General features: G+C 69.0%; 16 protein-coding genes. 11 read left to right on the plus strand and 5 right to left on the minus strand.

Annotated features, from left to right (window positions below; all coding sequences use genetic code 11):
- Positions 1–4 precede the first annotated feature (4 nt).
- The 4 genes from ACH413_RS19140 to ACH413_RS19155 are packed head-to-tail and all read right to left on the minus strand — an operon-like array spanning position 5 to position 9207.
- Complete coding sequence (locus tag ACH413_RS19140; protein ID WP_360034328.1) at positions 5–3928, minus strand: amino acid adenylation domain-containing protein; 3924 nt, start codon at positions 3926–3928, stop codon at positions 5–7.
- A gap of 31 nt (positions 3929–3959) precedes the next feature.
- Entirely contained in the window at positions 3960–4607 is a 648-nt protein-coding gene (locus tag ACH413_RS19145) for a GntR family transcriptional regulator (protein ID WP_360034326.1), read from the minus strand.
- A 10-nt stretch (positions 4608–4617) separates the two neighbouring features.
- Complete coding sequence (locus tag ACH413_RS19150) at positions 4618–8082, minus strand: BTAD domain-containing putative transcriptional regulator (protein ID WP_360034324.1); 3465 nt, start codon at positions 8080–8082, stop codon at positions 4618–4620.
- A 21-nt stretch (positions 8083–8103) separates the two neighbouring features.
- Positions 8104–9207: a prolyl oligopeptidase family serine peptidase gene (locus tag ACH413_RS19155; protein WP_360034322.1), complete on the minus strand. Its 1104-nt coding sequence runs from the start codon at positions 9205–9207 to the stop codon at positions 8104–8106.
- A gap of 108 nt (positions 9208–9315) precedes the next feature.
- Here ACH413_RS19155 and ACH413_RS19160 point away from each other — a divergent pair, with 108 nt between their 5' ends.
- From ACH413_RS19160 to ACH413_RS19210, 11 genes are all read left to right on the plus strand, one after another.
- Complete coding sequence (locus ACH413_RS19160) at positions 9316–10695, plus strand: extracellular solute-binding protein (RefSeq protein WP_360034320.1); 1380 nt, start codon at positions 9316–9318, stop codon at positions 10693–10695.
- On the plus strand, positions 10688–11554 hold the full coding sequence (locus tag ACH413_RS19165) for a sugar ABC transporter permease (RefSeq protein ID WP_360034318.1): 867 nt from the start codon (positions 10688–10690) through the stop codon (positions 11552–11554). The genes ACH413_RS19160 and ACH413_RS19165 overlap by 8 nt, the downstream gene beginning before the upstream one ends.
- Positions 11551–12372 carry a carbohydrate ABC transporter permease gene (locus ACH413_RS19170; RefSeq protein WP_360034315.1) on the plus strand — a complete coding sequence of 274 codons (822 nt, stop codon included), beginning with the start codon at positions 11551–11553 and terminating at the stop codon, positions 12370–12372. The genes ACH413_RS19165 and ACH413_RS19170 overlap by 4 nt, the downstream gene beginning before the upstream one ends.
- The gene (locus ACH413_RS19175) at positions 12372–13355 is read left to right on the plus strand and encodes an ABC transporter ATP-binding protein (protein WP_360034312.1); all 984 of its coding nucleotides are present in this window, start codon (positions 12372–12374) and stop codon (positions 13353–13355) included. Before ACH413_RS19170 ends, ACH413_RS19175 begins: the two co-directional genes overlap by 1 nt.
- 2 nt (positions 13356–13357) lie before the next feature.
- Complete coding sequence (locus tag ACH413_RS19180) at positions 13358–14035, plus strand: phytanoyl-CoA dioxygenase family protein (protein ID WP_360034309.1); 678 nt, start codon at positions 13358–13360, stop codon at positions 14033–14035.
- 123 nt (positions 14036–14158) lie between these two features.
- Positions 14159–14980, plus strand: coding sequence for an ABC transporter permease (locus ACH413_RS19185; RefSeq protein WP_360034306.1), 822 nt, complete (start codon positions 14159–14161; stop codon positions 14978–14980).
- Positions 14977–15984 (plus strand): ABC transporter substrate-binding protein, encoded by a 1008-nt coding sequence (locus ACH413_RS19190; RefSeq protein WP_360034303.1) that lies wholly within the window; start codon positions 14977–14979, stop codon positions 15982–15984. The genes ACH413_RS19185 and ACH413_RS19190 overlap by 4 nt, the downstream gene beginning before the upstream one ends.
- Complete coding sequence (locus ACH413_RS19195; protein ID WP_360034300.1) at positions 15981–16772, plus strand: ABC transporter ATP-binding protein; 792 nt, start codon at positions 15981–15983, stop codon at positions 16770–16772. Before ACH413_RS19190 ends, ACH413_RS19195 begins: the two co-directional genes overlap by 4 nt.
- A gap of 69 nt (positions 16773–16841) precedes the next feature.
- Entirely contained in the window at positions 16842–19748 is a 2907-nt protein-coding gene (locus ACH413_RS19200; protein WP_360034297.1) for a PQQ-dependent sugar dehydrogenase, read from the plus strand.
- 126 nt (positions 19749–19874) lie between these two features.
- The gene (locus ACH413_RS19205; RefSeq protein WP_360034294.1) at positions 19875–21911 is read left to right on the plus strand and encodes a PQQ-dependent sugar dehydrogenase; all 2037 of its coding nucleotides are present in this window, start codon (positions 19875–19877) and stop codon (positions 21909–21911) included.
- Positions 21908–22837, plus strand: coding sequence for a hypothetical protein (locus tag ACH413_RS19210; RefSeq protein WP_360034291.1), 930 nt, complete (start codon positions 21908–21910; stop codon positions 22835–22837). Before ACH413_RS19205 ends, ACH413_RS19210 begins: the two co-directional genes overlap by 4 nt.
- Before the next feature lie 157 nt (positions 22838–22994).
- Here ACH413_RS19210 and ACH413_RS19215 read toward each other — a convergent pair whose 3' ends face one another.
- Positions 22995–23564, minus strand: a complete 570-nt coding sequence (locus tag ACH413_RS19215) for a DUF4232 domain-containing protein (RefSeq protein WP_360034288.1) — start codon at positions 23562–23564, stop codon at positions 22995–22997.
- Positions 23565–23670 lie beyond the last annotated feature (106 nt).

Consider the following 23670-nt stretch of genomic DNA (forward strand, 5'->3'; position numbering starts at 1 on the left):
CCGGTCACACTATTTCGATCTCCGAGAGGCGCAGCGACGGGTCCTTCGTGACGGCCCGCAGGACGTCCGCGAACCGGGCGAGGAGCTCGACCGCCTGCCGTTGCGTGAACAGCAGCGAGTTGTAGACGACGTGCCCGCCCGAGTCGTGCAGGTGGAACGTCACCTCGGACTTCACGATGACCGGTCCACGTTGCCGTGCCTCGAACACGGTGGCGGTCACTCCCGGCAGGCGCAGTTCGGGCACGGGAGGGACGAGCGCGAACGTGATCCGCAGCGGAATTCCTTCCACCACCTCGTGAAACGGCACCTCCTGGTGTTCGTGGGCCGCCGCCGTGGTCTCCCTGACCCGCCGCAGCACCTCGCGGAAGTCCGGATCACCGGACAGATCCGTGCGCAGCGCCACGACCTTCGCGAACAGACCGATCACCTGCTCCAGCTCCGGCCGGACGCGGTTCGCCATCGGCGTGCCGACCACGACGTCCGTGGCCTTCGTCGTTCGTGACAGCAGGACTTTGAACGCGGCCAGCAGCACCTCGAACGGCGTCGCCTGCTCCTGACCGGCCAGTGTGGAGATCGAGGCGAGCAGGTCCTTCGACGGTGACCACGGCAGCAGTTCGCCGGGGCCGAGCGGGTTGACGTCCCGGTCGCCCTTCGTGGGCAGCTCGATCGGACGCATGCCTTCCAGCTGTCGCTGCCAGTACTTCGCGTGCTCGGGGGACAGGGTTTCCTGTTCCCACAACGTGAAGTCGGCGTACTGCACGCACGGCGCGGCCGCCGTGCCGTTCAGTTCCTCGACCAGCAGGGCCTGCGACCAGCCGTCGCTGACCAGGTGGTGCATGGTCAGCAGCAGCACGTGGTCCTCGTCCGCGAGCCTCAGGATCCTTGCCCGCAACAACATTCCGCTCGCCAGGTCGAACGGCACGGTCATCTCGTCGCCGGCGATGAACGCGGCTTCCTCCACGGAGGACACGTCGACGACCTTGAGCGGAACGGGCTGAGTCGGCCGGACCTCTTGCAGCACCACGCCATCGCGTTCGACGAACGCCGTGCGCAACGCCTCGTGCCTGCGGACCACCCGGTCCAGTCTGGACTGGAGGCTTCCGAAGTCGAGCGGCCCGTGCAGGCGCAACGCCAGTGGCACGGTCCAGAAGCCCGCGGCCAGCACCGAGCCGAACCACCGGTTGCCCTGGTTCTGCGCGATCGACAGCGGCACCGGGCCGTGCGCACGTGGTGTCACCGGCTTGGTCCAGGACCGTTCGCCGGACAGGATCCGCGCGAGCCGCCGGGGTGTGCGGTGGTGGAACAACGCGGGCAACGGGAGTTCGACGCCCAGTTCCGCGCGGACGCGGGTGATCACGCGGGTGGCGAGCAGGGAATGGCCGCCCAGTGCGAAGAAGTCGTCGGTCGCGCCGACGTCCTCGATGCCGAGGACGTCCGCGAAGACCTGGCACAGCGCGGCTTCCTCGGTGGTGCCCGGCCGGACGTGCGGCGAGCGCGGGGACGGCACGGGCAGCGCGCGGCGGTCGATCTTGCCGTTCGCGAGCAGCGGGAAGGTGCTCAGCGGCAGGAAGACGGACGGCACCAGCTGGACCGGCAGCAGTGCGGCGCAGTGCTCCAGCAGGTCGTCGGCCTCGCCGGTGTAGTAGGCGATGAGGTGCTTGTCCCGCAACACGACGACGGCCCGCGTCACGTTCGGATGGGCGTTGAGGACGGCCTCGATCTCGCCCGGCTCGACCCGCACGCCGCGGATCTTCACCTGGTCGTCGACGCGGCCGTGGAACTCCAGCTGGCCGTCGTCGTTCCACGACGCCAGGTCGCCCGTCAGGTACATCAGCTCGCCGTCCTTCGTGACGAACTTCCGTTCGCTCAGCTCAGGACGGTCGTGGTAGCCCGAGGCGAGTCCGGCACCCGACACGCACAACTGGCCCGCGACGCCGGCTCCGACAGGCAGCAGGTTCGCGTCGAGCAGGTGGATCTGGGTGTTGTCGATCGGCCGGCCGATCGGGGCGACGGCGGGCCAGTCCACCACGCCGGCGGGCAACGAGCACGACGTGATCACGTGCGACTCGGCCGGGCCGTAGTGGTTGTGCACGCGCAGCCAGGGCCTCAGCGCGCAGAAGTTGCGCAGTTTCACGTCGAGCGTCAGCGGTTCGCCGGCCTGCGAGACGTGCCGCATCGAGGCGAACGACGGTTCCTCGTCCAGCACCGCCCGCAGCACCGAGTCCGGCACGAACAGCCGGGTGATCCGTTCGGCGTCCAGCCAGGCGGCGAACGCGGCGGGGTCGCGGCGGACCTCGTCGGACGGGACGACCAGCGTGCCGCCGAACAACAGGGCGGAGAAGATCTCCTGAACCGAGACATCGAAGGTGGCGGTGGTGAACTGCGCGGTGCGGCTGTCCTCTTCGCGTTCGAGGGCTTTCTCCTGCCAGCGCACGAGGTTCACCACGCAGCGGCTGGGCATGAGCACGCCCTTGGGCCGTCCGGTCGAGCCGGAGGTGTAGATCATGTAGGCCGGCGCGTCCGGATTCGTCCGCGGTGGCGCGGAATCCGGGTGGGAGTCCATTTCGGAGGGTGGCAGCGGCCGGTGGAACAGCACGCGGTTCCGGCTCACCACCACGGACAGCCGCGCGTCGTCGACCAGGAACTGGATGCGGTCCAGCGGGTGTTCGGGGTCGATCGGCACGTACGCCGCGCCGGCCTTCAGCACGCCCAGGATCGTGACGATCATCTCGGCGCCCCGGTCCAGGCACAGCCCGACCAGGTCGCCGGTCCCGATCCCCTTGGACCGCAACAGGTTCGCCATCCGGTTGGAGCGGCGGTCCAGCTCGGCGTAAGTCATCGACTCGGACCCGTGCTCGACGGCGACGGCGTCCGGCGTGGTCAGCACCTGCTCGGCGAACAGTTCGGGGATGCTCACGTCCGGCAGGTACTCGGTGGTGGAGTTCCACTTCTCCAGCAGCGCGGCCTCGTCCCGGTCGATCATCGAGATCCGCGAGAGGCGTTCGTCGGTCGGCGCTTTCAGCACCTTCGCGAGGTGGGCCAGCAGCCGGGTGATCCGCGGCCGGTCGAACAGCGCCCGGTTGTAGAGCACGCGGCCGTTCTGGATCTCGAGGTCGAAGCTGGTGTACGCGACCTCGGGGTCGTAGAGGTCCCGGCGCGGCCGCAGGTCGACCTGCACCTGCACGAGCGGATGCCGTGACAGATCCCGTTCCGGCGCCAGCAGATCCACGACCTGGTCGAACCCGACGAGCTGCGTCGCGGCCGTGGTCAGCTGCTCGGCCGTCAGCCCGCACAGCTCGCCGAACGCCGGATCGCCGGACAGATCTCCGCGCAGCACCACGAGTTCGTCCGCGACGACGACCCCGATGGGCACGTCGACGGACCGCGTGTAGCGACCGAGCACCACCTGCAACGCCGCGAGCAACGCGTCGGAGTCGACGTCGGCCGACCACGGCACCACACCGGCTTCCGGCCGGTGCAGCGGCGGCCGCGGCCGATCAGCCGGCAGTTCCAGCACCGGCAGGTCGCGCAGCTGATCGAGCCAGGAGTCGGGAGAACCCTGGGCGGCCGGGGGAGTCGGCCCGCCGAGCACCGTCTCCAGCACGCGGATGTCGCCGAGAATCCCGTGCATCGTCAGGACGAGCAACGACGAGTTGAGCTCCAGCGCGCGCACCAGCGGGCCTTCGCGCAGGTCGAACGGCTGCGTGAGCTCGGCGCGCACCGCCGCCCGCACGTCGGGGACCTGCGCCGACCTCACGACGACGGGCGGCCCGCCGGGAACGGGCCGCCCGTCGTCGTCGAACCGGACCAGGAGGGTGTCCGGCACGCGGACGGCAGCGGGGGTGGTGATCAGCGTGACGTGGTGGCTGGGGTTGCCGGGGTCGAGCTGGTCGAGGAACCACATGCGGCGCCGGGTGTGGTCGTTCACGGTGCCTCCCGCTGCGAGTCGGGCTTCGACGCTAACCCGCGCGGAACTGGGCGGATCCCTGGACTTGGGCCATCGTGAGGTGGGCGCGATCGCCTCTCAGCACGACCCACGACCGTTCGACCAGGTCCAGCCACGAGATCGACAGCACCGGCGTGGCGGGGCGGACGTCGAGGAGCCTGGCGAGGCGGGGCGTGACGAGGGTGGTGGTGCACCAGGCGCGCAGGTCGCCGAACCGGACCCGGTAGGTGCTCGCGAGGAACCTGCGCAACGGCGTGTCGTCGTAGCGCTCGGCGAAGCCGGGGAACCGGGAGGCGGACAGGCAGGTCGAGCGCACCCCGATCGGTTCGTCGCCGCGGACGAGGACCGACTCGACGCTGAGCACGTCCCTGGTGATCCGCACGGCCGCCTGCTCACGAGTGGCGAGGTCCTGGACCAGCGCGTCGAGGCTGAGGCGGTGCACCTGTGCGGGCGGGGCGACGGTCGTGCCCTGGCGGCCCGTGCCGCGGATGAGCCTGCCCTCCAGCACGAGCTCGTTCATCGCCTTGCGGATCGTGGTGCGGGACATGCCGAACACGTCCGAGAGCTCGCGTTCCGGTGGGAACGGGGTGTTGCCGGGCAGGTCGCCCAGCAGGTCGAGCAGCCGGGCCTTGGCCTGGTAGTAGCGGGGGATCGCGGGCACCGTCCGGACGTTATTCGCCGCCGATAACCAGCGACTCATCGTCCGGCCTCGACCCGATCTCCCGGTAGATCCGGCGAGCCTCCTGCCGATCACCGCCGAGGAAGGCGACGGCGGCGTCCTTCCAGCGCGACCAGGGCGCCTCGGCGAGGCACTCGGGGCCGTGACCGGCGGCGGCCAGGACGATCGGCAGGCTGACGCCGACCATGCCGGTGACCTGGCAGGGCAGCAGGTCGATCTCCACCGGTTCGCCGCGCAGCAGTGCGAGGTGGGCCTGGAGGACCAGCGGGTGTTGCAGGTCGCCGTGCTGGCCTTTGCTCCTGGCGAGTTCGAGTGCCCGGTCCGCGCAGTCACCCGCGCCGTCCAGATCACCGGTCAGCAGCAGGACGCGGCCGCGCAGAGCGAGGACGTGGGACTGGCTCGGCTCGTCCAGGGCGGCCAGCGCCTCGGCGTACCTGCCGTCCCAGAACAACTCCAGGTACCTGGACGCGTCGAGCCAGGCGATCGTGTCGTTGTCGCCGTGCCGCCGGGCGGCCGCCCGTGCTTCCGCGCGCACCGCGAGACGTGCCTTGAGGTCGCCGAGCACGGTTTGGGCTGTGCTCAGGTTGACCAGGCACAGTCCGGGCGAGATCCCGGCGGTCTTCCGCTCGGTCACGGCCTGGCGCATGTCGGCGATGCCGTCGGGGTCGCCCTGCTTGACCCTCGCGAGGCCCAGGGCTTCGAGCGCGATGGCTCGTTCGAGGCCGGTGGCGCCCGCCAGTGCCGTCTTCGCCGCGCTCATCGCCTCGGTCAGCCTGTCCGCGAGCGTCAGCGAGTGCGCGAGGTACGCCTGCACGCCGTGCGCGTGCTCGGTCAGCGCGAGGAACTCGATCGTGCGGTCGAGGTGTCGTCCGGCGGCCGCGTGGTCGTCCTGGTGCCAGGCGGCGCGCCAGGAGGCTCTGGTGGCCGCCGCCGCACCCGCGAAGTTCCCGGCGTCGCAGTGCAGTTCCGTCGCCTCGGCCAGTTCCTCGAGCCCTTCACCGCTCAGGGCGAGGCTCGATCCCAGCAACGTCAGCAACTCGGCCCGGTCGGGGTGGCCCGGCGGGCAGACCGCCAGAGCGGCGCGGTAGCAACGGATCGCGGTGTCCCTGGCGGCCAGCGCGGTCGCTCGGCGGCCCGCGTCCGTGAGAGCCGCCCTCGCCTTGCGGCCCATGATGTCGCACGGCCGTCCGGAGGCTTCCGCGATCCACACCGCTTCCTGGAAGTGGTACGCCAGCAGCGGGACGTGCTCGAGCGGCAGCGCCTGCACCCACTCGGCCGCGTGGTAGTGCTTCATCGCCTTGGTGCCGCGCGGGACCCGGTCGTAGGCGGCGTCGCGGACCAGCACGTGGCTGAAGGCGTACTCGATCTCGCCCACGACGTCGCTGGTGCTGTGGCGCTTCAGGAAGTCCCGCTGCCGCAACACCTCCAGGCTGCGCGCGATCTCGGCGACATCGCGTTCCGCGACCACCGCGACCGCGCCGGGCCAGACCGTCGGCCCGATGACCGCCGCGTCCTGCAGCACCGCTCTTTCGTTCGGCGGCAACGAATCGAGCCGTGCGCCGATGACGTTCCGCACCGTCTCGGGGAGGGCGTCCGGGGCGCCGTCGCGGAGCATGCGGACGTACTCACCGGCGAAGAGCGGGTTGCCGGCCGAGCGGTGCAGCAGCGCCGGCAGGTCGGCGGTCACGTCGTGGCGGGCCATCAGCGCTTCGAGCAGCAGCCTCGTGTCCTGTTCGGACAGTGCGCCCAGCGTGACCGCCTCACCCCGTGGCTCCTGCCTTGAGGTGAGGAGGACCAGCAGCGGCACGTCGTCCGCGGTGTCGGCGAGTCCGTGCAGGAAGCCGAGCAGCAGGTCGTCGGCCCAGTGCACGTCCTCGACGATCACCACCAGCGGTTCCTCCGCGAGGTGCTCGATCAGCCTCCGCCACGCCATCAGCACGTCGCTGCCCTGCGGGCTGACCCCCACGAGCGCGGAGAGTTGCGTGACGAGCCACGGGTCGTCGCCGAGCGCCTGGATCTTGGCGGTGACCGCGGCGGCGTCGTCGGTGTCGAAGATGCCCGCGTGGCGCCGCACCATCTCCGCCAGCGGGGCGAAGACGTCGTCGCGCGCGAACGGCGGCGTGCGTCCGGTGAGCGTCCGGCGGCCCCTGGCGAACTCCCGCACGAGCCTGCTCTTGCCCGCGCCGGGCTCGCCGACCACGGTGAGCACCCTCGGCCTGTTCGTCGCCTTGACCTGCTCGTAGGTGTCGGCGAGCAGCGCCATCTCGGCCGAGCGCCCCACGAACGGCGCGTCGTCCCCGGCCGGCGCGAGCGTCCTGTCGGTCACCGGGCACGTCCTGACCTCGCCCCGCGCGGTCTCGGCGAGCAACCGCAGACAGGCGTCGAGCAGCGTGCCGCTGACCTCGACGCGATCGCCGGACGTGACGAGCGCGGGCCCGGTGGACACCGCGGCCGCGGCTGGATGATCGCCGGTGATCTCGAACGCGGCGCGCACCGCCCGTTCGGCGTCGTCCTCGCGGTTGACCGGAGCGCCGAAGGCCGCGCAGACCGTCGAACCGAGCGTCGTCACCGTGACGCCACCGAGGTCCTCGACGTGCCGGAGTACTTGTGTCACCGAGGTTTCGAGCCGTTCGTCGGCGGCCTCGTCCGCGCCCTGCAGCTCCAGCCGGACGACGAGCACGCTGACCTTCTTGCGTTCCAGCATGGTCGGCGCCTGTGCCGGGCTCGTCGCGAGCGCCGGGTCCTGCGTGAGGATCGCCTGCTCCAGCCGGACCAGCTCGGGCCCGGGATCGATGCCGAGTTCGGCGGCGAACCGCGCGCGTGCCGTGCGGAACACCGCGAGCGCGTCGGCCTGCCTGCCGGACCGGTAGAGCGCGAGCATCAGCTGGCCCTGCAGCCGTTCGCGCAACGGCTGATCCTGGGCGTGGGCCTCGAGCTCCGCGATCACCTCGCGATGACGCCCGCACGCCAGTTCGGCGTCGAACCTGTCCTCCACCGCCGCGTCGCGCAGGTGCGTGATCTCCACCAGCGCCGGCCACGTGACGCCGTCCGCCACCAGGTCCGCGAGCACCGGCCCGCGCCACAACGCCAGCGCGTCCCGCAGCACGCTCGCCGCCCGTTCGGGACCTGGTGCCGTGGAAGCCCTGGCCAGAGCGGCGCGGAACCGGTGCAGGTCAACGCGATCCGGTTCCACGCGCAGCAGGTAGCCGGGCCTGCGGGTGACGATGTCGAGCCCGGCCTTGCGCAACGCCGACACGACGTTGAGGAGGATCCCGCGCGCCGTCGGCGGAGGCCCCTCCGGCCACAACGCCTCGGTGAGCTCGCTGATCGACACCACCCGGCCCGCGTTGAGCAGCAGGAATCCCAGTGTCGCCCGGCGGGTGAACCCGCCGACCCGGTGCTCCCTGCCGTCCACGCGGACCTGCAGGGGACCGAGAACGGCGAACTCGACAGACATCGCCCGGGACCATACCGCCGATCAGGGCACCAAACGGATCCCTTCGTGCCGTGCCCGTTCGAACAGCCTGGTGCCCCGGTGCTTGAGGTGGAGGTCGAAGAACGCGGCCACGTAGTCGTGCTGGGCCTTCAGCGAGGCTGTGGGGTCGATCGTCCCAATGAGACTCTCGCGGCGTTCCGTTGGCACAGTATCGATCTGCGGCACCGACCACTGAATGTCGCTGAACCCGAGATGCGCGCCGTCGTCCAGGTGCACGTCCCGCTTCCACCCGCGCTGGTGCGGCCAGAAGTCGGCCCACGTCCTGGTCAGACTTGTGTCGACGTGGGTCAGCTCGCGCTCGCCCAGGTCCCCGCCGAACAGCAGGAACGGCCGGTCGAGCCCCTGGGTGACCGCCTTGCCCGGCGCGTAGGGGCCGTCGTCGCCGGTGTGCTCCATGGCGCCGTCGATGTTTATGCCCGCGTCGAACCTGCTGTCGTTCGCCATCGTCTCGGCCGCCGTGTAGCCGCCGTACGAGTGCCCGGCGACGCCGACCCTCGTGACGTCCGCCCCGTTGTGCAGTTTCGGAAGCTCGTTCAGCACGAACCGCATGTCGGCGATCCGCGCGTCGATGGCCTTCTTCATCGTCGCCTGACTCGCGTCCTGCATCAGGCCCCACTCGATGCGATCGCCGGGGAACTCCACGGCCACCGTCTCGTGCGTGTGCGACACCGTGACCACGACGTATCCGCGGCTGGCCAGGTCGTCCGCTGCTCCGGCGTAGAACTCGCGCGGCGACTGCAGTCCTGGCGAGAACAGCACGACCGGCCACTTGCCCGGCAGCGGCCGGGCGTCGCGAGCCTGTCGCCTGGTGCCTGACCAGTCGACGGTTCCGGCGGGGATGCCGAGGTAGGCCGGGCTGGAGATGATCGGGTCCAGCGCGGTCGCGAGGGTAGCGCCGAGCCACGGCGCCTGCTGCCCGCCGCGCCTCGCCGGGTAGCTGACGGTCAACATCAGCTCTCGGTTCTTCGTCGGTTGCCACGGGTCCGCGCGGGTGGAATCGGTGAGGTGAGCGTCGACCGTGCCGACCGCGAACGGGCCGGTGAGCTGCGGCGTTACGAGTGTCGACGCCGCCAGGACGGCCGCCATCAGTAGCTGCATTGTTGATCTACCCCCTTCGCGCGCCAGCCTCGCAGCCACGCACTGAGAGGGTGCTGAGAGCTTGTGGCCACCGTGATCCAGTGCCATGTTGGACCGATGGGGCGAACAAAGATGTTCGGACTGGTCGCGGTGTGCGGGCTGCTGGCGGGCTGCCTGGGACAGACGCAGAGCGGTGATCAGGCGCGCAACGCCGACGCCAAGGAGATCACGCTGACGATCGTCGCCAACTCGGCGGTCGGCGGGAAGAACGCCCGCGGGGCCAACTGGATCCAGAACTGGGTCATCCCCAGGTTCACCGAGCAGCAGAAGGCCAAGGGCGTCACCGCGACGATCAAGTTCGAGCAGAACGGCGCGGGCGATGAGGACTTCAAGACCAAGGTCGCGCTGGACCTGAAGACCGGCGGTGGCGGCGACATCATCGAGATCGACGGCATCTGGCTCGGCGAGTTCGCGCAGGCCGGGCAGATCAAGCCCCTCGCCGACGTCGCCGGCAACACCGACTGGGACGGCTGGGACCAGATTCCCAAGGCCGTGCAGGGGCTCGGCGAGTTCGACGGCAAGCGGTACGGCGTGCCGATGGGCACGGACGGACGCGTGCTGTTCTTCAACAAGAACCTCTTCGCGCAGGCCGGGCTGCCCGCGGACTGGCAGCCGAAGTCGTGGCAGGACGTGCTTGACGCGGGGGCGAAGCTCAAGGCGCTGCCCGGCGTGACGCCGATCCAGCTCAACGCCGGCAGCGCGATGGGCGAGGCCACGACCATGCAGGGCGTGCTGCCCGCGCTCGTCGGCACCGGCAAGCCCGTCTACGAGAACGGGAAGTGGCAAGGGGATTCGGCTCAGCTGAAGGACGTTCTGGGGCTGTACCAAAAGGTCTACGGCGGCGGGCTCGGCGATCCCGTGCTGCAACAGGAGGCCAAGGGACGCGACCGGTCGTTCCAGCTGTTCAGCGAGAACAAGATCGGCATCCTGCTGGAGAGCGACTACTTCTGGCGTTCGGTCGTCGAACCGAAGAACGGCGTCGCGAAGATGGCCGACCGCGACACGGCTGTCGGCTGGGCGCTGGTGCCCGCCAAGCAGGCGAAAGCGGGGGTGGGCGGGCAGGACTTCGTCAGCATGTCGGGCGGCGGTGTGCGGGTGATCAACCCGAACACCCAGTACCCCAGGCAGGCGTGGGAGTTCATGCAGTTCCTCAACTCCGCCGAGGCCGTGAAGGAGTCGCTGGCGGGCACGGCACAGCTCACGCAGCGGCAGGACGTCAACGACGAGGTGCTCAAGGGTGACCCGATGCTGACGTTCATCGCGGAGAAGGTCCTGCCGATCACCCGGTACCGGCCGGGGCTCGCCGACTACCCGAAGGTGTCGGCGGCGCTGCAGCAGGCGACGGCGGACGTCGTGGCGGGCAAGAGTCCGGACGAGGTGGCCGCGGCCTACCGCGCCGCGCTTGTGAAGGCCGTCGGAGAGGCCGGCGTTGGATAGCTCCGGGCTGGGCGTTCGGCGCGCACTGGGGTTCGTCACGCCCGCGCTGGTGCTGATCGGGCTCTTCCTGGTCTTCCCGGCGCTGTGGACGCTCTACATCGGCGTCACGAACTACCAGCTCACCGGGCCGGCGGCGGCCAACCCGCAGGTGGTTGGCCTGGACAACGTCGTCGAGGCCGTGCGGGACCCGTTGTTCACGAACTCGTTGTGGCTCACGGCGTTGTTCGTGCTCGGGTCGGCGGTGATCGGGCAGAACGTGCTGGGGTTCGGGCTGGCGTGGCTGCTGCGCACGGTGCGGCCGGGGTTGCGGTGGACCGTCGAGGGGCTGGTGTTGCTCTCGTGGATCCTGCCGAGCACGGTGGTGGCGTACCTGTGGTTCGCGGTGCTGAGCCGCGACACGGGCACGCTGGGTCTGCTGCTCGGCTCGCCGCAGACGGCGTGGCTGGTGCAGTACCCGATGACCAGCCTGATCATCTTCAACATCTGGCGCGGGACGGCGTTCTCGATGCTGCTCTACACCTCGGCGCTGGCCGCGGTGCCGCCGTCGCAGCTGGAGACCGCGCGGCTGATGGGCGCGTCCGGCTGGCAGACCGTGCGGGACGTGGTGTTCCCGCACATCCGCGGGCACGTGCTGACGAACACGCTGCTGATCAGCCTGTGGACGGCCAACGACTTCACGCCGTTCCTGCTGACCGCAGGCGGGCCGAACCACCAGTCCGAGGTGCTGCCGGTGCTGATCTACCGGCAGGCGCTGGAGGGTGGCCGGCTCGGGTACGCGTCCGCGATGTCGATGCTGCTGCTGGTGGGCAACCTCGTCATCGCACTGGTGTACCTGCGGTTGCTGCGGAGGCGGGCATGAGTCCTCTGTGGATCGTGCGGCGGATCGGCTTCTACGTGCTGGTCACGGTGGTGCTGGCGTTCTTCGCGGTGCCGATGCTGTGGCTGGCGTCCGCGCCGTTCGACGCCAAGCCCGGGCTGGGGCTGCGGTGGCCAGATTGGACGTTGCGCAACGTCGTGGCGACCTTCGACCACCCGTACGCGCTGACGTCGTTGCTCAACTCGTTGGTGCTGTGCGTGGTCGCGACCGTGGTGACGACCGTGCTCGCGGCGCTGGCGGCCTACGCGTTGTCGCGCGTGCGGATTCCCGGGCGGGATCTGCTGCTGTACCTGCTGTTGCTGTTGTCCTCAGTGGTCACGGGCACGGCCGCGATGGTGCCGATCTTCGTGATGATGCTGCAACTCGGCCTGATCAACTCGCAGTTCGGCACAGCGCTGGTGATCGCGGGCGGCATGCTGCCCGCGGCCATCTTCATCCTCAAGGACTTCATGGACGCCGTGCCGCGCTCGTACGAGGAGTCGGCACGGGTGTTCGGCGCCTCGCCCCGGCAGGTGCTCGCCCACGTCGTGCTGCCGGTCGCGCGGCCCGGCGTCGCGACGATCTTCGTGTGGGCGTTCGTCAACGCCTGGGGCAACTTCCTGCTGCCGTTCCTGCTGCTGCGCGACGTCGGCCAGCAGCCGGCGGCGGTGCTGCTGCGCACTCTGTACGACGAGGGTGGCAGCGCCAACCTGACGGTGATCCCGGTGTTCTCGCTGCTGTACTCGATCCCGGTGGTCGTGCTGTACCTGTTCGTGAACAAGCGGTACGGGTTCCGATTCCACGGAGGCATCAAGAGCTGATGGCGGGTATCACTGTCGAGGGTCTGTCCACCGTGTACCCCAACGGGGTGCGAGCGGTGGACGAGCTGGACCTCGAGATCGCCGACGGCGAGCTGTTCGCCCTGCTCGGCCCGTCCGGGTGCGGCAAGACCACGTTGCTGCGCACGATCGCGGGCCTGGAAGGCGCCACCGACGGGGCCGTGGCGATCGGCTCGAGAGACGTCACCCGGTTGCAGCCCGGCGAGCGCCGCGTCGCGATGGTGTTCCAGGACTACGCGCTGTTCCCGCACATGACGGTGGCGGAGAACATCGCCTACCCGCTGCGGGTGCGGGGCGCCGCGAAGTCCGTGCAGAAGGAGACGGCCGTGCGGACCGCCGCCGGGCTGAGCCTGGGGGAGTTGCTCGAACGCCGTCCCGGTCAGCTCTCAGGTGGCCAGCAGCAACGGGCGGCGCTCGCCCGCGCGGTCGCCGCGTCGGCCGAGGTGCTGCTGCTGGACGAGCCTCTGTCCAATCTGGACGCCCGGCTGCGGCTGGAAGCGCGGACGTTCCTCAAGAAGCTGCAACGGGAGCTGGCGTTGACGACGGTGTTCGTCACGCACGACCAGGCCGAGGCACTGGCGCTGGCCGACCGGATCGCGGTGATGGACGCGGGCCGGATCCGGCAGCTCGGCACGCCGCGCGAGGTGTTCCAACGGCCCGCGGACACGTTCGTCGCCAACTTCATCGGGTCGACACCCATGAACCTCGTGCCGCGCGGCTCGGAGATCGTCGGCGTGCGGCCGGAGTACCTGTCGCCCGCTGCTTCCGGACTGTTCAGCGGTGAGGTGTCCATTGTGGAGAACCTCGGCGTGACGTCGCTGGTGACACTGGACTGCGGTGAGGAGCAGATCGGCTACGTCGTGCCCGAGGACGACGAGCCCGCCATCGGCGCGACGGTGACCGTGGACGCCCCGCCCGCACGCGTTCTGCGCTATGACAAGGAGACCGGCCTACTCGTGAGGTGACGATGTTCGAGAAGGATGGCTACGAGACGCACGCGAGCGTGCTGGCTCCGGCGAAGTTCGAGGCGCTGGCCGCGCACTTCGAGGCCAAGCTGGCGGCCCTGCCGGAGGGGCAGCGTCCCGAGCACATGGACGTGCCGCACCTGACCGACCCGGCGCTGTTCGAGTGGCTGCTGGACCCGGACGTGCTGGACCTCGTCGAGTCGCTGATCGGCCCGGACATCGCGTTGTTCTCGTCGCACTTCATCTGCAAGCCGGCGGGCGACGGCAAACCCGTGCCGTGGCACCAGGACGCGCACTTCTGGCGCGACAGCATCTCACCCGCGGGCGACGCGATCACGGTGTGGCTGGCGATCGACCCGTCGACCGTCGAGAACGGCTGCCTGCGCGTCATTCCGGGCAGTCATCTCGCCGCCGCCGAACACACGGGCACCGCCGACTCGTTCTTCAACCAGGAAACGGCGGTGGACGAGTCACGCGCCGTCGACGTCGAACTGGAGCGCGGGGCGTGCAGCGTGCACTCGGCCATGCTGGTGCACGGCAGTCCGCCGAACCGCAGCACGTTGCGCCGTTGCGGCTACACCATGAGATACATGCCGACGACCGTCCAGTTCCTGAAGCCGGACAGTCATCGGATCTACCTCGCGCGGGGCCGTGACCACGCGGGCAACACCTACAGCTAATCGCCAATAGCCCGGAAAATCGATTCAGTCGTCAGAGCGGCGGCTTCATCCGTGCTCCTCCTTGACCGGTCAGTGGGTCGGACATAGCGTACGGGAAAGCGCTTTCCGACCCGAGGGAGCTTTGTGAACACGGTTCAGGCGGACCGCTGGCGCGGCGTCGTGGAGCGGACCTGGCGTCCGGTCGCGTTGCTCGCCGCCTGCCTCGCGATCTGGCACCTCGTCACCGTCACCGGCCTGGTCGAGGCCTACCTCGTGCCGTCACCGGCCAAGACCTTCGGCCTGCTGGTCGACAAGTGGTCCTACCTCTGGGGTCACACCTGGGTGACCACCTACGAGACCGTCCTCGGCTTCCTCATCGCGGGCGTCCTCGGCGTGCTCATGGCCGTCGCGATGGTCTACTCGAGGACCGTCGAGAGCACCGCCTACCCGATCCTGCTGTTCGCGCAGGTCATCCCGAAGATCGCCATCGCGCCGCTGTTCGTGGTGTGGCTCGGCTTCGGCTTCGAGCCCAAGGTGATCGTGGCCGTGCTGATGGCGTTCTTCCCCGTCGTGATCTCCACGGTCACCGGCCTCAAATCGGTCGACACCGAGATGCTCGAACTCGCGGCCACGATGGGCGGCGGCCCGGTCAAGACGTTCGTGAAGATCCGCTTTCCGGCCGCGCTGCCGCACCTGTTCGCGGGCCTGAAGGTCGCGGTCACGCTCGCCGTGACCGGTGCCGTGGTCGGCGAGTTCGTCGGTTCCAACGAAGGCCTCGGGTACGTGATCCTGCAGGCCAACGGCAACATGGACACCCCGATGCTGTTCGCGGGCCTGATCGTCATCTCGCTGGTCGGTGTCCTGCTCTTCCTCCTGCTCGACCTCGCCGAAAAGCTGATGCTGCCGTGGCACGCCAGCCGGCGCGGCGCCGCCGTCACAACCCTTCTCGCGAAAGGTGGGTCATGAAGAAACTGCTCGCAGGTCTTCTTCCCGCGTTGCTGGTGGTTGCCGCCTGCGGTGGTGGCGGCGGTACGACGTCCGAGTCCGGCGGTGAGGTCAAAGACGTCACGCTGACCCTCAACTGGTACCCGTACGGCGAGCACGCGCCGTTCTACTACGGGGTCAAGCAGGGCATCTACGAGAAGCACGGCATCAAGCTGAAGATCCAGGCGGGCCAGGGGTCCGGCAAGACCGTCACGGCGACCGGCGCCGGCCAGACGGACTTCGGCTGGGCCGACACGTCCGCGCTCGCCACGGCCGTCGAGCAGGGCGTGCCGGCCAAGAGCATCGGGGTGTTCCTGCAGACCACGCCGGCGTCCGTGCAGTTCTTCACCGACAAGAACATCAAGAAGCCCGAGGACCTGAAGGGCAAGTCCGTCGCCACGACAGCGGGGGACGCGCTGACGAAGACGTTCCCGGCCTTCCTGAAGCAGAACGGCATGCAGGAGTCCGACGTCTCGATCCAGAACATCGACCCGGCGGGCAAGATGGCCGCGGTCATCTCCAACCGGACGGACGTGCTGCTCGGGTTCGCGTCCGACCAGGGGCCGACGATCAAGGAGAAGTCCGGCAAGGACATCGGTTACCTGCGGTTCTCCGAGTTCGGGCTGAACTACTTCAGCAACGGGCTGCTGACGTCGAAGACCATGCTGCAGAAGGATCCCGAGCTGGTGAAGAAGATGGTCGCGGCGACGCAGGAGGCGTGGGCGGCGTCCGAGAAGGCGCCGGAGGCGGCGGCCGAGTCGATGAAGGGCGCCGCCGAGCAGCTGCCGTCGCCGACGGTGGTGCTGGAGCAGTTCAAGACGACGCTGACCCTGCTGCACACCGATGCCACGAAGGGCAAGGCGCCGGGGGTCAACACCGTGGACGACTGGAAGAAGACCATCGAGACGTTCCAGAAGACCGGCATCATCAAGGAAGCGTCCGAGCCGTCCGCCTACTGGGAAGAAAGCGTGGCTCCCAAGGGATGAGCACAACTTTGGAAACCGCCTCGTCCGTGTCGATCAACGACGTCTCCGTGCGCTTCCAGTCGAAGCGCGCGGAGGTGACCGCGATCCAGCAGGTCTCGCTCGACGTCGCGCCCGGCGAGTTCGTGTCCATCGTCGGGCCGTCCGGCTGCGGCAAGTCGACGTTGCTGAAGCTGGTGTCCGGCCTGCTGACGCCGTCGTCGGGCACGGTGACGTTGCTCGGCGAGCAGGTGCGCGGGCCGCGGCACGACATCGGGTTCGTGTTCCAGCGGGCCGCGTTGCTGGAGTGGCGGTCGGCGCGCAGGAACATCCTGCTGCAGGCCGAGATGCGCGGGATGAACTCGGCCGAGGCGGGCAGGCGGGCGGACGAGCTCATCGAGATGACCGGGCTGTCCGGGTTCGAGAACGCGCTGCCGCACGAGCTGTCCGGTGGCATGCAGCAACGGGTGGCGTTGTGCCGTGCGTTGTTGCACCAGCCGCGCGTGTTGCTGATGGACGAGCCGTTCGGCGCGCTGGACGCGTTGACCCGGGAGCAGATGAACGTCGAACTGCACCGGGTGTGGCGGGAGACCGGCACGACGGTGCTGCTCGTGACGCACTCGATCGCGGAGTCGGTGTACCTGGCGAACCGGGTGATCGTGCTGACGCGACGTCCCGCGGTGGTCAACGAGATCATCGAGGTCGACCTGCCGGGGGACAGGGACTACTCGGCGACGATGGCCCGTCCGGAGTTCGCGTCGGCGACGGCGCACATCCGCGACCTGCTGGGAGCCGTGACAGGGCACGACTGAGCGCGTAGAGTCTGGCTCGCCGCCGCGTGGTAAGCGCTTTCCCAAGCTGATTCCACGAGGTGGTGCGCGATGTTCAGATCGCTCTCAATCGTTGCCGCGCTGGCTGTCGCGGCGGCCACCCTGGTGCCACAGGCGGCCGCCCAGGCAGGTCCGGTCGCGGACCCGCTCCCCGCACCGGCGCCGTCGGGCGTGGGCGTGCGACTGCAGGAGATCGCGAGACTGCCGCAGTCGTCGACCACGCCCGCCGCCGGGGACAGCAGGCTCAAGCAGTACAACCGGATCAACTACCTCGGCGAAATTCCGGACGGCTCCGGCAGGTTATTCGTACCGGACATGAACGGCAAGATGTACACGCTGAACCGCGACGGCAGCGGGCAGCGGACGTACCTGGACGTCCGCTCGGCCATCGGCGCGAACTTCCACAACCACCAGGGACTCGGCAGCGGGTTCGGGTTCGTCGCGTTCCACCCGCAGTTCGCCACGAACGGCAAGTTCTACACCGCGCACACCGAGGCCAAGGACGCGCTGAAGAACCGCACGCCCGACCTGCCCTCGCCGAACTCGGTGGTGCACGGCGTGATCACCGAGTGGACGGCGTCCAATCCTCGCGCGACGACGTTCTCCGGTACGCACCGGGAGCTTCTGCGCATCGGGTTCGCCATGTACCTGCACGGTTTCCAGGAGATCGGCTTCGGTCCGGACAACCTGCTGTACCTGGCAGTCGGCGACGGCGGCATCGGCTACCGCTCCGACGTGCCGCAGGACGTGAAGGTGCCACAGGGGAAGATCCTGCGCATCGACCCGGCGGGAACCAACAGCGGCAACAAGAAGTACGGCATCCCGCCTTCGAACCCGTTCCTGGGCAAGCCGGGCGCGCTGGCCGAGCTGTACGCGATCGGCATGCGCGACCCGTACCGGTTCAGCTGGGACTCCGGTGGCACGCGCAAGATGCTCCTCGGCCACATCGGCGAGAAGGTCGTGGAGTCGGTCTACGAGGTCAAACCCGGCGCCAATCTCGGCTGGGGGCAACGGGAAGGTCACCTGACCTACCGCCGCGACGACCCCAAGTGCCAGCTCTACCCGTTGCCCGCCGACGACGCGAAGTTCGGCTACACCTATCCGGTCGCGGGCTTCGACCACAACCGGCCGGGCGGTGGCTGCGGGGACAGCGGCACCGCGTTGATCGGCGGTTTCGTCTACCGCGGCACGGCGATTCCGTCGTTGCAGGGCAAGTACGTCTACGGCGAGGGCGTGAAGGGCCTCCTGTACTACGCCGACGAGAAGGACATGCGGGCCGGCGCGCCGATCGCGAAGACGTTCGAGCTGGCGGTGTACGACTCGGCGGGCAAGCGCACGACCATGCAGTCACTGGCCGGCAAGAGCCGCGTCGACCTGCGGTTCGGCACGGACGCATCCGGTGAGCTCTACGTGCTGGCCAAGGCGAACGGCAAGATCTGGAAGGTCACCGGCACCGTTCAGACCCAGCAGGCCTGCGACTCCGGCAACGACGTGGTCAGCGGAGTCACCGGCGCCGGCGACTGGAAGACCATCTCGCCGTCGCGCTGGCGGTTCCCCGGCAACGAGGTCGTGCTGTCCAAGGCCGGTGCGGTGCGGCCTGGTCCGAAGCGTCCCAACGAGTACGCGGTCGTCACCAAGGGCCCCGAGTTCGGCAACGTGACGGTGGACGCGCAGGTCCGGCTGGACACGCCGGTCTCGCAGAAGGACCGCGACGTCGTGATCGTGTTCGGGTACCAGTCCGACACGCGCTTCTACTACGCCCATCTGTCGTCGGACAACAAGATCTACCCGCACAACGGGATCTTCCTGGTGGACAACGCGGATCGCGTGCGCATCGACGACCAGTGGAACGGCTCAGTGGGCGCCGCACCCGCCGTGACGGACATGAAGTGGCACCGCGTCCGCATCTCGCACTGCGCGGACACCGGGTCGATCGCGGTGTACGTGGACGGTTCGTCGCAGCCGCTGATGACGGCGACGAACACCGTGCTGAAGTCCGGCAGGGTCGGGTTCGGCTCGTTCGACAACGTCGGCCGCGTCGCCGACCTGCGGATCACGGGCAAAGCCGCGTCCGTGCAGGCAGAGGCGTCGCCGGAGGTGTCTCCCGGCATCGCGTCCGCGGTCGTGCACCACTACGACTTCGAGCATCCCGCCACTGATGCGAAGAAGGAGGACGACATCGGGCGTGCCGATGCGCGGACGCCGATCTCGCTGATCAACGGCGGCGCGGCCATGCGGGTCCAGGACGGTGCTTTCCCGGCCTCCAGGACGTCGCTGCAGCTCAAACAGGTGCGGCCGAACGACAAGACCAACGACGACTGGAAGGCGGGCGTCTACGGCTCGTCCGGGGTCGCGTCTATGAAGGCGTTCAGCAAAACGCGCGGCATGTCGATCATGACCTGGGTGAAGATCACCGGGGAGGCGCCCGCGCGGAACTCCAACTCGTCCGGAAGTTCGGACCTCTACGGCGCGATCGGCATAGCGGGCGTGCTCTCGGGCGACTCCGACGGCCACGCCGCGCGGGCGTTGCTGGAGACGGAGAACCACGACGGCGCGATGCGGCTGATCGCGCTGGGCAGGCGTGTCGACGGCGGTGACAAGCAGTTCTTCGTGGCCAAGGCCGACTGGAAGACGCTGCTGCCGGTGAACAAGTGGGTGTTCCTCGCCGGGACGTTCGACTTCGACAACGGCACGATCGGCCTCTACGTCGACGGCAAGGCCGTGGAAGGGAGCTACGCGGTCAAGGGTGATCCGTGGAAGATCAACGGGGCGCCCGAACCGGACGTCACCTCGGCGACCAACCCGCGTGGAATCAAGATCGGCGGCAGTCACCCGCAGAACAACCGCGAGGCCAACGCCTGCAACTGCCGTCTCGACGGACTGATGTTCCTGGACCGCGCCGTGAGCGCGGACGAGGTGCGCGGACAGTACGAGTGGGTGACCGCAGGCCGTCGCTGAGGGGTTGTAACCACCTTATTAGCTGGGTAGATTCCGGGTGCCGCTGCATTGGAAAGCGCTTTCCGCTGCCGTGCTGGCACGGCCTGGCCCACAGGGTGGTGGGGGATGTACAGACGCTTGTCCCGTTTGGCTGTCACAACATTCGTGCTCTCGGCGTTGTTCGTGCCCATCGCGTCGGCGCAGTCGGACGCGCCGATCGCCGACCCGTTGCCGACACCGGGTGCGTCCGGTGTCGGCCTGGAGCTCACCGAGGTCGCGCAGCTGCCGAAGTCGCAGCCAGTGCCGCCGCCGACCGACACCAGACTGGTGCGCTACAACAGGATCAACTACCTGGGCGAGGTGCCTGACGGCTCCGGCCGGATGTTCGTGCCCGACATGAACGGCAAGCTCTACCTGCTGGACAAGGGTGTCCAGCACGCGTTCCTCGACCTGGGCACGGCGGTCGGTCCCGACTTCCACACCCACCGCGGCCTGGGCAGCGGCTTCGGGTTCGCCGCGTTCCACCCCGACTTCAGGCGCAACGGCAAGTTCTACACCGTGCACACCGAAACCGGTTCCGCGCTCACCACCAAGAAGCCTGACCTGCCGTCGCCGGCGGACACCCAGGTGCACGGCGTGGTCACCGAGTGGACGGCCTCCGATCCCCGCGCCGACATCTTCTCGGGCACGCACCGCGAACTGCTGCGGGTCGGCTTCGCGTCGTTCATCCACGGCTTCCAGGAGATCGGCTTCAACCCGACGGCCCACTGGTGGGACGAGGACCACGAGCTGCTCTACATCGCCTCCGGGGACGGCGGCATCGGCGTCTCGACGACCGTGCCGCAGGACCTGGCGCTGCCCCAGGGCAAGATCCTGCGCATCGACCCGGCCGGGCACAACGGCGTGAACGGCCAGTACGGCATCCCGCGCGCGAACCCGTTCGTGCGCAAGGCAGGCGCGCTGGGCGAGATCTACGCGTACGGCATGCGCGACCCGTACCGCTTCAGCTGGGACCCCAGCACGCATCGGATGTACCTGGGGCACATCGGGGAGAAGGCCGTCGACTCCGTCTACGAGGTGCGCAAGGGCGCCAACCTGGGCTGGAGCGAACGCGAGGGCATCTGGGAGTACCGGCGCGGCGACCCGTCGTGCGGAGTGTTCCCGCTGCCCGCCGACGACGCCAAGTACGGCTACACCTACCCGGTCACGGCGTTCGACCACAACCGCCTCTCCACCCAACGTCCGTGCGCCGACAGCGGCAACGCGTTGATGGGCGGTTTCGTCTACCGCGGTTCGAAGATCTCCTCGTTGCGCGGCAAGTACATCTACGGCGAAGGCGTGAAGGGCCTGCTCTACTACGCCGACGAACGCGAGATGCGCGCCGGCAAGTCGATGGCCACCTCGCGCGAGCTGATGGTCTACGTCAACGGCGCGCTGACGACGATGAAGGCCCTCGTCAACGACCCGAACCGCGTCGACCTGCGGTTCGGCCAGGACGCGGCCGGTGAGCTCTACGTGCTGGCCAAGGCGAACGGCAAGATCTGGAAGGTGACGGGTGCGCGCACCTTCGCCTCCTGCCGCTCGGGCCACGACTTCGTTTCCGGGGCCACGTCAGCGCGATCGTGGCAGCCGGTGACGCCCGGCCTGTGGCAGTTCCCCGGCCGTGAGGTCGTGCTGGCCGAACCCGGTGTCGCCCGGCCGGGTCCGCGCCGCCCGTTCGAGTACGCGGTGCTGCAGAAGGGACCCGCGTTCGGCTCGGTGCAGGTCGACGCCTCGGTGCGGCTGGACACGCCGGTCGCCGAGTCCAACCGGGACGTGATCATCGTGTTCGGCTACCGCTCCGACACCGAGTTCTACTACGCGCATCTCTCGTCGGACAACAAGATCTACCCGCACAACGGCATCTTCGTCGTGAACAACGCCGACCGCCTGCGCCTCGACCACCAATGGGACGCCGTGCGTTCCGTTGGCGCCGCGCCGGCGGTCACCGACACGGCGTGGCATCGCGTGCGGGTCAAGCATTGCGCCGACTCGGGGGAGATCGCAGTGTACGTGGACGGTTCGCCGTATCCGCTGATGACCGCCGTGGACAAGACGTTCTCCTCGGGCCGCGTCGGCTTCGGCTCGTTCGACAACATCGGCAGGCTCCGCGATCTCCGCGTGCAGGGAAGGGGAGTCCGGTGAAGCGGCTTCTGGTTCTCGGCCTGGCCGCGGCGTTCAGCGTCGGCCTGGCCGCCCCGGCCCAGGCCACGTTCGGCACGGTCCTGCCCACGTTGTCGCGCAACCTGGTGTCGTACTACGACTTCGAACACCCGGCACGCGGCAACAAGGCGCTGGAGCAGGACAGCGGCCGTTCAGGCACGTCGTTGCAGCTGATCAACGGCGGCGCCGACATGCGCGTGCGCGACGGAGCGTTCCGGCGCAGCCGCAACTCGCTGCAGCTCAAGCAGATCAACCCGGCGACCGCCGGCAACGACGACTGGAAGGCAGGTCTCTACAGCGACACCGGCGTCCCGACGCTGAAGGCGTTCAACGGCGCGCGTCAGGCGTCGATCATGGGCTGGGTGAAGATGACGGGCCAGAACCCGGCCCCGAACTCGAACTCCGCCAACCCGGACGACCTCTACGGCGCGATCGGTCTGGCCGGCGTCCTGACCGGCGACTCGAACGGCCACGCGGTGCGGGCGTTGCTGGAACTGATCCAGGTCGACGGCGAACTGAAGCTGGTCGCCCTGGCCCGCAGGATCGACGGCGGCGAGTCGCAGACGTTCGCCGCCGCCGAGCCGTGGCAGAAGCTGTTGCCGCAGAACGAATGGGTGTTCCTCGCGGCCACGTTCGACTTCGACACCGGCACGATGGCGTTGTACCGCGACGGAAATCCGCTGGCGGGCAAGTACGTCGCCGCCGGTGACCCGTGGAAGCTCGAAGGCGAACCGGAACCCGACCTGGCGACGGCGACCGACCCGCGCGGGTACAAGATCGGCGGCAGCTACCCGCAGAACACCCGCGAGGGCAACGCCTGCAACTGCCGGATGGACAGCCTCATGTTCCTGGACCGGGCTGCCCGTCCGTGGGAGGTGTACCTGCAGTACCGCTGGATGAAGGGCTAGGCCGTGTCCTGCAAGTTCATTGGGCGACAGTGGCAGTCGAGGGACCCGGAGACGGCACCGCCGCAAGGCCCGAATACGCCCGGTATGAGGGCATTGCGGCGGCACCGCCTCCGGGTCTCTCGCCCGCGCCTCTCCGAACAAACTTGCAGGACACGACCTAGTCAAAGACCGTGACGCCCTGGGCGGCCGGCTGCATCGTCCCGACCTTGGCCTCGCTGACCTTCAGCTTGGTCAGGTCGGCGATCGGCTGGCCGTCCGTCCCGATGAACGTCACCTTCACCGGCACCATGCCCGGCAGCTCGGCCGTCATCTCGTTGATGGCGAACGAGTTGGCGTCGTCGTCCACGTCGAGCAGCACTCCGGCGAACGCGGTCTGCCCCGGCTGCAGCGTGATCGACGGTCCCTCGCCGGGCACCAGCTTCTGCTCCACGGGGATCGCGGCGGGCTGGTTCGCGGGGTTGGTGAAGGCGAGCTTCGGCCAGCCCTGGAACGTGATCGGCGCGGTGCCCTGGTTCGTGGCGGTCAGCAGGCCCAGGCCCGGCTTGCCCTGCATGGTCAGCTCGGCCTTCACCGCGGGCTTCTGCTTGTCGCTCCCCGAGGCCGGCGCCGATGCCGACGTGGGCGCGGTCGAGGTCGTGGAGGCCGCCTGACCCTGGGACGCCGGGGTCGGCGACCCGCAGGCCGTGGCGCCGACCGCGAGCACGGCGGCGAGGATCGTGAGACGCATGCGTGGACCCCTTACCGGTTCGTTTTGATCTCCGACGAATAGCCGGGCGATCGGGGTTCGCAAACCCGGATCGCCCGATAGTGTGGCCCACATCTCGTTTGGGGAG

Origin of the sequence: Lentzea sp. NPDC020367 (genome assembly GCF_044387305.1) — a bacterium.
Lineage (GTDB): Bacteria > Actinomycetota > Actinomycetes > Mycobacteriales > Pseudonocardiaceae > Lentzea.

What these genes read in the sequence shown, in the direction of transcription:
- ACH413_RS19150 (WP_360034324.1), bottom strand. Translation starts at nt 8,082, where the DNA reads ATGTCTGTCGAGTTCGCCGTTCTCGGTCCCCTGCAGGTCCGCGTGGAC.
- ACH413_RS19155 (WP_360034322.1), bottom strand. Translation starts at nt 9,207, where the DNA reads ATGGCGGCCGTCCTGGCGGCGTCGACACTCGTAACGCCGCAGCTCACC.
- ACH413_RS19160 (WP_360034320.1), top strand. Translation starts at nt 9,316, where the DNA reads ATGGGGCGAACAAAGATGTTCGGACTGGTCGCGGTGTGCGGGCTGCTG.
- ACH413_RS19170 (WP_360034315.1), top strand. Translation starts at nt 11,551, where the DNA reads ATGAGTCCTCTGTGGATCGTGCGGCGGATCGGCTTCTACGTGCTGGTC.
- ACH413_RS19175 (WP_360034312.1), top strand. Translation starts at nt 12,372, where the DNA reads ATGGCGGGTATCACTGTCGAGGGTCTGTCCACCGTGTACCCCAACGGG.
- ACH413_RS19180 (WP_360034309.1), top strand. Translation starts at nt 13,358, where the DNA reads ATGTTCGAGAAGGATGGCTACGAGACGCACGCGAGCGTGCTGGCTCCG.
- ACH413_RS19190 (WP_360034303.1), top strand. Translation starts at nt 14,977, where the DNA reads ATGAAGAAACTGCTCGCAGGTCTTCTTCCCGCGTTGCTGGTGGTTGCC.
- ACH413_RS19195 (WP_360034300.1), top strand. Translation starts at nt 15,981, where the DNA reads ATGAGCACAACTTTGGAAACCGCCTCGTCCGTGTCGATCAACGACGTC.
- ACH413_RS19200 (WP_360034297.1), top strand. Translation starts at nt 16,842, where the DNA reads ATGTTCAGATCGCTCTCAATCGTTGCCGCGCTGGCTGTCGCGGCGGCC.
- ACH413_RS19215 (WP_360034288.1), bottom strand. Translation starts at nt 23,564, where the DNA reads ATGCGTCTCACGATCCTCGCCGCCGTGCTCGCGGTCGGCGCCACGGCC.